1 protein-coding gene is annotated in these 1634 nt (G+C 43.3%); it reads left to right on the forward strand.

Going from position 1 to position 1634, the window contains the following annotated elements; genetic code table 11:
- Positions 1-1634: N-6 DNA methylase (locus Q0212_RS11150; protein ID WP_297925458.1), on the forward strand; the 1634-nt coding region annotated here is incomplete at both ends.

The following is a 1634-nucleotide window of genomic DNA, read 5'->3' on the forward strand; positions in this document are numbered from 1 at the left end:
CAAATGAAATTTCTAATCACGACATGGGGTTAGTGTTTGAAGAATTAATCCGCCGTTTTGCTGAAAGCTCAAATGAAACCGCAGGTGAACACTTTACCCCACGCGATATTGTCCGTCTAACCACTGGCCTTATTTTTAGCCATGACGATGAAGCCCTCAACCAAGAAGGCATTGTCCGTACCATTTATGACCCAACAGCAGGGACGGGCGGATTTTTGTCGGCAGGGATGGAGTATTTGTACGAGCATAACCCTAATGCGGTCATGCGTGCTTTTGGCCAAGAATTAAACCCTGAGTCCTACGCCATTTGTAAAGCGGATATGCTCATTAAAAGTCAGGACGTAAGCCGCATTAAACTGGGCAACACGCTCTCTAACGACCAACTGCCGTATGATAAGTTTGATTACATGCTCTCCAATCCACCGTTTGGTGTGGACTGGAAAAAAATAGAAACAGAAATTCAAATCGAACATACTCAAAAGGGCTTTGACGGACGTTTTGGCGCAGGTTTGCCGCGTGTGTCCGATGGTTCGTTGTTATTTTTGTTGCACTTAATTAGCAAAATGCGTGACACCGATGGCGGCACACAAGGCAGCCGTATTGGCATTATTTTAAATGGTTCGCCCTTGTTTACAGGCAGTGCAGGCAGTGGCGAAAGCGAAATTAGACGTTATATTTTAGAAGCCGATTTGCTGGAAGCCATTATCGCTTTACCCACCGATATGTTTTATAACACAGGCATTGCCACTTATGTTTGGGTATTAAGCAACAAAAAAGACCCCGAACGTAAAGGTAAAGTGCATTTAATTAATGCCGCTAATCTTGGCTCAAAAATGCGTAAATCCTTGGGTTCTAAGCGCAATTATTTAACCGATGATGACATTGCCACCATTACCCAAAACTATGGCCAGTTTGTTGAAGCCAATACGTCAAACCCAACAGACCCAGCGCAAAAAACCTTATGCAGCAAAATTTTTAACAGCTATGCCTTTGGTTATAGACGTGTGACCATCGAACGGCCATTACGCTTATCGGCACAGTGTAGCGATGAACGTATTGCCAGTTTACGTTTTGCCCCCAAGCCATTTTTTGCACCCATGCAAACCATTTATGAGCAGTATGGCCAAGCATGGACAGAGCAAAACTATGGCGATTTATCGGCCAACATAGACGATGTTCGTGCCTTGCTTAAAGCCGAGTTTGCTGAGCTAAAAGAAAAAGACATTAAAACGCTGCTTGCCCCTGAGTTGTGGCAATCACAACGCAACTTACTACTCAAAGCCCAAACGCTACAAGCTAAGATAGGCACAGCCCAGCACGATGATTTTAATGTGTTTGATGAGTTTTTTAAGCAAACGCTTAAAACCTGCAACATTGCCTTAGACACCAAAGAGAAAAAGCAGCTATTAGACGCAATTACCTTTAAAAATCCAGAGGCCGAGCCTGTGGTAAATAAAGTGCTTAAACAGTCAGCAAATCCTTTGTATGGTCAATGTTTGTATAAAGGTAAAGTCGTTGAGTTTGTGCAAGATGGTGACTTGCGTGATGCCGAAAACATTCCCTTAAATCCACAAGTTAATACCACCACCTTAATTGAGGACTATTTTAAGCGTGAGGTACAACCTCATGTGTCT

Origin of the sequence: uncultured Agitococcus sp., assembly GCF_937920075.1 — a bacterium.
In the GTDB taxonomy this organism is placed as follows: Bacteria; Pseudomonadota; Gammaproteobacteria; order Pseudomonadales; family Moraxellaceae; genus Agitococcus.